At 39.2% G+C, this 7,924-nt stretch carries 6 protein-coding genes; all 6 read right to left on the reverse strand.

Annotated features, from left to right (window positions below):
• Positions 1 to 2,664 (reverse strand): RHS repeat-associated core domain-containing protein (locus tag HX13_RS21460; protein WP_316931377.1); only part of this gene is annotated, 2,664 nt, incomplete at its 3' end.
• The gene (locus HX13_RS21465; protein ID WP_050022734.1) at positions 2,639 to 3,481 is read right to left on the reverse strand and encodes a DUF6443 domain-containing protein; all 843 of its coding nucleotides are present in this window, start codon (positions 3,479 to 3,481) and stop codon (positions 2,639 to 2,641) included. The genes HX13_RS21465 and HX13_RS21460, both read right to left, overlap by 26 nt.
• A gap of 10 nt (positions 3,482 to 3,491) precedes the next feature.
• Entirely contained in the window at positions 3,492 to 3,977 is a 486-nt protein-coding gene (locus tag HX13_RS21470) for an RHS repeat domain-containing protein (RefSeq protein WP_050022735.1), read from the reverse strand.
• Entirely contained in the window at positions 3,977 to 5,533 is a 1,557-nt protein-coding gene (locus HX13_RS21475; RefSeq protein ID WP_050022736.1) for a hypothetical protein, read from the reverse strand. The genes HX13_RS21470 and HX13_RS21475 overlap by 1 nt, the downstream gene beginning before the upstream one ends.
• Positions 5,534 to 5,691: 158 nt before the next feature.
• Positions 5,692 to 6,360 carry a hypothetical protein gene (locus HX13_RS21480; protein ID WP_050022737.1) on the reverse strand — a complete coding sequence of 223 codons (669 nt, stop codon included), beginning with the start codon at positions 6,358 to 6,360 and terminating at the stop codon, positions 5,692 to 5,694.
• A partial coding sequence (locus tag HX13_RS21485) for a T9SS type A sorting domain-containing protein (RefSeq protein ID WP_050022738.1) occupies positions 6,357 to 7,924 on the reverse strand: 1,568 nt, incomplete at its 5' end. The genes HX13_RS21485 and HX13_RS21480, both read right to left, overlap by 4 nt.

Consider the following 7,924-nt stretch of genomic DNA (forward strand, 5'->3'; position numbering starts at 1 on the left):
TTCTGCTATTGCTTCGTTTGTAAAAGAACTTGCACCTGTAATTCCCTTTTGAGTAGCTAAACGGCTGATTAAATCTGCATCGGTTTTACCAACATGTCTTGCCAATGTATGTCCTAATGTAGATCCTTCATGATAAGCCAACCATCCTTCTGTTTTTATAATTCCAGGAGCCGCCTTCCCTTTTGTTAAAATGACCGCTAAAGCCGCTAATCCCAGTGCCTGCGTCTGGTTTTCAGCAGAAATATTGTTGGCAATTGCAATACCCACTGCATCCCACACACTGCTCATCATTTCTACTCCTCTGTCATTTCTTACCCATGACATTGAATCAAATGCTCTGCCTCCATTTGGGAAGAGCCCTGCAAGAGCCCTGTCAAATGCCATCCCCATGGCAAAGATATTAGGAAAATAATTATCCCCTTTATTCCATGTGCTGATGTTTCCTTTTCCTGTTACCGTAACCGGAACTGTGAAATAAAACCCTCCTCCACCTCCACCACCTTCATCAAGACCGGTAGTCATATGACTATATCCAAAATAATTGAGTGGGTTTCCGTCATAATCCATACTTCCTCCCCAATTATTGGTAAACCCTTTTCCGTTATTTGTCCAAACGGTCCCTGATGGGGAATTCCATACCTCGTCCATGAACGCCTGGGAAAGCATTCCATTAGGGTCAAAGAACATTGCCGGATTATTCATCACATAGGCATATGGACTAGCCATATGATAAGATTCTGAAAGGGCATCCATCCCAAACCATCTCCCCAGGTCCGGCATATACTGACGCCAGCCATAATCCAGATTTCCGCTACTCTGCAATTCCTTGCTGTTGTAAAGATATTTAAATTTATTGTTGGTTGTATCTCCTGTATTATATCCCGTATGCTTTAATCCAAAAGGGTAGTAATTATTTTCTTCTAATATCGTTGCTGTTCCGTTTGTATTTTTGGTGTAAGAGAGCCTTATATTGCCCAGGTGATCGGCATATTGATACACATACCGGTTGTTCATAAAATCAAAATAGCCTTCTTCATTAGCCAGGATTTTTGTGGTTAAAGTTCCGCCCGTACTTTCATACTGGAACCCATCCAGATAATCCGTTACCTTTCCATTACTAAAAGCCTGTACCTTACTTCCGTCTGCCAGATAAACATAAGATATATTTTTTGAAGCATCTGTATTGGTGAAAGAAGAAGGCAGATTAAGATAATTGTATGCAATTTTTGTAATGCCTTTATCCAGATGACTGGTCATATTCCCGTTTCCGTCATAATCAATATTCTGACCTTGTCCGGCTCCTAACGGATAACCGCTTAATGCATTTCCACTTCCGCTCTCCTCTACATATGCCAAACGGTTTCCATTAAAATAAGTATACCTCAGGTCATCCATTACTTCGGCAGTTCCTCCCACAGCAGCACCGGTTCTATTGAGCGAGCTGATATTTCCATTCAGATCATAATTCATGACCTCACTGTACTCTTTGGAATAAGGATTCGTACTCACCTGATAAAAACCTGCCCTCAAACGGCTGGCTCCGTCATATACATAGCCATATCTTCTTAAAGGCTCATTGGTTCCATAGGCAGTTTTCCAATCTACCTCAGCTATACTTCCGTTATAATTAGGTTTTACCTTAAGTGAACTATAAGAGTTATTAGGGCTTTCTGCACCTTCTACTGTATTGTATTTTATTTTGTAGCTAAAGAGCTTATTCCCGAGATTGGCAATATTATCGGGGTTAATCCCGGTAAGCCATCCTCTGATATTATAAGTATAATCAATACTTTGAAGGCTATTTCCTACTTTTTTACTGATCACCTGCCCCAGGTCATTATAAAAGTATTCTGAGATCAGTTCTTCCGGATTGTCATTAATCTGCTGGTAATGTTTCGACAGGTAGTTTTGAGAGCTGTACACAAACCTGTCTTTTACACTTACTTCTGTAGAAGAGGTGTTTCGGGAGTGATAGGTATACGTTTCCAGTGTTTTCCCCGAAAAATCCAGCACACCTTCCGTCCTTGTAAATCCTCCCAGGTGATTTTTACCATAAGTTCCTATGACTCTCCCTTGGGTATCGTACCAGATAAAGGCCGAAGACCAGCTGTCATTTTCTATATTTTTAACATAGCTTGCTGTAGGCAGGGTTTTAATACTTCTTATGGAAGACCAACCGTTAGAGGTTATTGGAGTGGGCATAGAACCTAATGTCACCTGGCTTTGGATCTGTGTGGGCAAAGCGGGAGATCCCGCAGGATATTCATCGTAATAATTGACACTAAGGACCGTCATACTTTCTGTAGGGAAAGCATTTTTTGTATAGTAGACATCAATGCCATTTAATGAAAAAGGAATAGTGCTTGTCGTTTCATTGTTATTGGGATTGGATGCCATATTATCCAGAGCAGCCTGCATTGATACTCTTGTTCCCGTATTGGCAAAGAACCCTGAGTAGGCCATTCTTCCCAAAGCATCATATTTGATAAACATCCAGCCTTTCTTCCCGAAATTATTAGTGGTGGTTCTAAGGTTACCATCCTGGGAAAGTACAGGCCTGTTCTGTTTGTCATAGACAACATATTCCCATTCTTTTCCCGGAAGCTTTTTTTCTGCCAGCCTGTTGTATTTGTCATATTTATACTGGTAGCATAATTGATCCAATACTGTGAAAAAAATTGGGTGAAATTGATGCTCTCGGAGGAATAATAAGTGACAGGTTGCCAAATTCATCATATACATAATAGGTATCCAGGTTTTCTGTACCGCCTTCCGGTTTTTTGTTGATCTGCCTTACCAGGATCTTCTGGCCGTTTGTATTGGAATATGTATGAATTTCATGATCATCTTCATCTACAGATACTGTTTTGAGTAAGGTATTTGCGTTATAGTACCCACCTGTCGTATAACTATCGTTCGGTGCCGGGGAAATAAAAACATCATTAATCTGATTGGAAGCATTCCATGCGGTGGTTGCTTTAAATCTTTTTACAGTACCAGCTTCGTTAGTTTGATAAACCATCTTTTGGGTATGGTTGCTGCTGATCTGCCAGTCTGCTCCAGGAGCTGCAGACTTTTCAATTCTCGCTAAAGGCGATTTTTCAATCTGTACTTCAGCATAGGCATTGGGAACCCCATAATAAGAATTTACAGTGTTTTCATTTGCATTGGGATTAAAAGCACCGTTTTGCGTATCTGCCGGTAATGGAAGATAAGACTTCGTCTGTCTTCCGTTATTATCATATACAGAAGGTACCACCAGGTCTTTTCCATTAGGTGATGCCTTAATCCCAATACTTTGTACAGGTCTTCCCAATCCATCAAAATATTGTACACTCTGGATCTGTTGGGCGCTGTTATTGGTAGCTGTTACTGGCTCCAGGTATGTCCTGCTATACGTATAGTTTTCCGATGATGTCAGATTCTGTGAATGGAATAGACCCACCATCAGAATCATTATAATTGTTACTATTTTTTTCATGATCTGTTTTTCAGGGTTGTGGTTTTAGATTATAGCGGAAATCTTTTACAATGTTCCCGTTGACATCAATGACCGATTTAAGTTTTCCATTCTGATCATATTGATAGGATTGACGCATTCCGTTAGGAGCAGTTACCGTAGTCACACCCAACATAGGATCATAGGTATAAGTAGTCACCATAAATTTTTTAAGTCCTTCATGGGTTCTGTACTCATCTAATGATTTTAACAATACCTTTTCTGAAACCTCATCTACATCTTGGTTGGTAAGCGTATTAAAATCTATACCCGGTATACTATTAAGAACATCATAATTTGCTCCCTCCACCTGAATGATAGGCAACGTATTATTATACCCATATATAATAGCTGTAGTATTACCCCCTCCTCCGTTGGGATCAAGGTCTTTGGTAAATTGCTTCAGATTTCCTCTTTCATCATATAGGTCATATTTAATCAGAATCTTTTTGCTGTTATCATTCGGGTTGGTGCCCACTATTGAAGTAGGATATAAACTTCCGTTATCAAAATTTTTATATCTGTGGACGATATTATCTTTCCGTTGTTTATTTCTGTAGTACTCACCGCAACACCTCTCATATTGGCATTCCATAGGTGGGCATATTCATTCTCCTGCCCCTCAAGTACCTTATTGTTAGGATACTTCATCATTTTTTCATAGATGTTCCCATCTGACGAGGTATTTTTTATTTTTAAAAGCTGAAAAACCCAAAGGGAATTGTCAAACTCCAACTCCTTCTTACTCTCAATAACTTGTGATGAAATATGATTTTTCTCTATTTCTGTCACTTTTTTTACCATTCCGGGAATTGTATATCCTACATTTGAAAGAGTGGGTACTGTTCCTTTAAGATCTGCCAATTCATATGTATTTTCTGTACTCGCTACTTTTTGATCTAATGAATTGTATATCTCTGTTTTATCCAAAAGGCCTCCTTGTGTGAGGTTAAAATAATGTTTGACATTTACAAAATTTCCTTCTATTTGCTGAGGCGTTTCCGGGTAGTCTGCCGGAGTTTTAAATGAATAAACGGTATAACCATTATTATCTGTAGTTACTTTAACATTACTATATAGTACATAGGTTCCGTTTTCATTGGTAAAAACACTACCACTTGTATTTAAAGGGTCATTCAGCTTATTATAGGTATAGGTTATATTTTTTTCCGGTGCACTTTGTGAAGAAGATCCATAATACAGAATATTTTTGATGCGCAGACCGGTTTCAGAATAATTGAGGTTGGCATAAGGCGGAGGATTGGTAACCAACTCGGAAATATCAATATTTCCTGAAATATCCACTCCTACCACTTCTATAATATGGGTGCCGGGAGTTATTTCAAAAGATATTATCGCATTATAGCTATCTATTGTTCCTTCCTGTTTACAAACCGTGAAGGGAACAGCTCCGCCATTAATTTTAATATTGGCATTAAGTAAACCACCGGATCCTCCTATAATTGGTCCTATGGGGGTATTTCTTCCGGCATAGAATCTGAAATATATTCTTTTTTTCTGACCTGCAGTACCGGAAAGCTTCCATCTTATAAGATTAGCCGAACTTGTATTAAAGTCTAGCGAATTGTTATATTTTACATATTGAACATAAGGGTCTGTATATTCTGTCAAAGAATTCAGATACTCAGGGGTATTCATATCGGTAAAATATTCATTCGGCTCAAAAACGTATTCCTGAACCCCTCCCGTTGGAAGGGTTATTTTTTTTAATACACCGATTATTCTGTCTTTCGGAAATGAATTGCGAAAACCAGATTGTGGCACATCGCATGCATAGCCATCCGATATAAGCTCTTTAGCAGGTAAGCCTGTCTCATTATATTCAAATGCCGTTGTTTCTAATGGGCTACCATTCAGGTTGGCAGGATTCATTTTCCTGATCCTGGTAAGCAACCGTATATCTGCCGTCACATTGGAAAATTTATAGTAGGTATAATCAAAATTATACTGACTCAACGATCGTCCGTAATTATTCTGTAAAGCAATCTTTGAAATACTGTACGGATCGTTCATCGTTTTCTCAAGATTCTCATCAAATGTATAATCAATAGTAAGGTTTCCTATTCCTATTGCATTAATTTTTTTTAAGCTTGCAGCTCTGGTACAGTACAGTGCTGGTTCCTGTAATATTTCTGAAATCTTTTCTGTACTCGTATGTAAGCAATTCTACATTATTTGGATTTTTTAATACTACTCAGAAAATAAGCCGAGCGATACAGCTTGTTGCTTCCACTATATAAAGACTGGCTGTAATCATTGAATATATATTTATATCCTTTATCATCTGTAATGGTAAAGGAATCCACAATAAGGGTGGCCATATTATTATTTCTGGTAAAATCAATTTTAATATTATTTCCTGATAATTCTGTGATTTCAAAGCTGTCATCAGGTCTTCTATAAATCTTAAATTTACCCCCTTTTCCTGTAGGAAGGTTATAATAAAAAATATCGTCAAATTTATTTTTTTGATAATTAGTAGCACCTACATCACTGAACCGTTCGTCCAGTCCGTTAACTATTTTCCTTGAAATTATTCCCCCTCCTAATGCACTCCATCCTAAACCTGAATCATTCACGAACTCTGCTTCATTAACACTATTAGGATTATAAGATAATATTAGACGATCAGCAATATAGCTATCGCTTGAAGAAATTCCCGTTATAGGTATTTTAATATCCGGTACTCCTGTAGCCATTGCTACCGGTGTCTCCTGATAAGTTTCCATCGAAGATACTGAAGGTACGGGCTTAGGAAAATCCCCATAATTTAATTGTTGGGCTTTTACATGGGATAAAATACAAATGGTAATACCCAGTAAAATTTTTATACTTCTCATAATGTATTATTCTTTATCAGTTTAGCATTCGCCGTTTTATTAGTATCAGTCTTTATCGTCACCAGATAAGCCCCCTGGATCAAAGCCTGGGTATTCAACTTCGTGACTCTATTCTTCGTTTTCAAACTCTGAAGCTGTCTCCCACTCATATCATACAACAAAATCTCAGCTTCCTTGAAATCAAAGCCGATTTCTACATACGCATAGTCTGACACCGGGTTAGGATAAATCTTAATGTCAGATTTTTCAATTAACTGTTCAACCTGCTTGTCTCCCAATTTGACGATCTTCCAGTTTTCTTTTCCCAGTTCTTCTGCACTCGTTCCTGCCAGGATAATAGAACCATCCCTGTTAAGTTTCAAATCCGAGAGCCTTTCCTCTCTTTGCCTCGATTCTCCTCCCACATGTTTCCGCCACTGCTCATTACCATTGCCATCCAGGTACAGCATCCAGAAAGTTTCATCATCCTTTTCTATCCTTCCTTCTGCCTGGGTATAGCCGCCCAATAAAATTCCTTTGGTAGACTTCCCGCTTCCATCTTCCAGCTCCCCACCTATCACACTCATCCCCATCAGAATATCCCGGTTTTTAAAATTGTAAGACTTTTGCCACTCTTCTTCGCCTCTTTCATTAAGGGCAATTAGCCAAAGGTCTGTTCCTTCCTCTATTCCTACTGTTTTGTTCCCGGATCTTTCCGATCTGGATTCTCCTCCGATGATATAGCCGCTAGAGGTCAATGCCAAGGTCCTCAAATGATCATCCCCTTTGCCTCCATAGTTCTTTTCCCATTCTACCTTTCCGGTTTTATCCAGTTTTACAATCCAGTAGTCGCCTTCACCATAGTTGCTGCTGGCTTTTGGCATTTGGCTTCTGGCTACAGAACCTGCAGTTTTGGAAGGTAAATCCAGAGTATTCGTTGTTGATTGACTATTGCTCATATTAACAACTCCACTTCTGGAATAGATACCTAACAAAGCCCCACCGTCTTTCGTGGGAATCATTTTTTCAACTTCGTCTAAACCTTTTCCTCCTAAAATCAGTTGTGATAATTCTTTTCCCTCTTTATCAAGCCTTACTATCCATACATCTTTTGAACCATAGCCTTTAAAAGAGTTTTGTACATTTCCCGCTACAAAAAAACCTGAATCGGTGGTTTGAATCACTGCCCTGGCTTCTTCATCGGAAGGGCTTCCCAAAGTTTTCTGCCATAGTTCATCCCCGAATTCATTAATCCTGATCAGCCAGATATCAGAGCCTCCTTTGGAATCGTCCTTTTTATCCAGTCCTTTCCCGGAATAGGAGGTCCCGGCTAAAAGGAAGCCCCCATCCTGTGTGGTTACAGTGGCTGATAAATAATCATGGTTTTGCCCTGAGAAATACTTCTCCCAGACCTGTTCTCCCTGCTGGTTTAATTTTACCAGGTGGAAATCATAGCCATTGTTCTGGCTGGCAGCATTTCCTGTTCCCTGCTTCCGCATTCCTGCCTGAATACTGCTGCCTGTGATAAGGTACTGCTGGTCTATTGTGGTGGTCACCTGGCTTAGGAAATCCTGCGTTGAGGATT

It is taken from the genome of Chryseobacterium sp. P1-3 (assembly GCF_000738495.1).
Taxonomy (GTDB): Bacteria; Bacteroidota; Bacteroidia; order Flavobacteriales; family Weeksellaceae; genus Chryseobacterium; species Chryseobacterium gallinarum.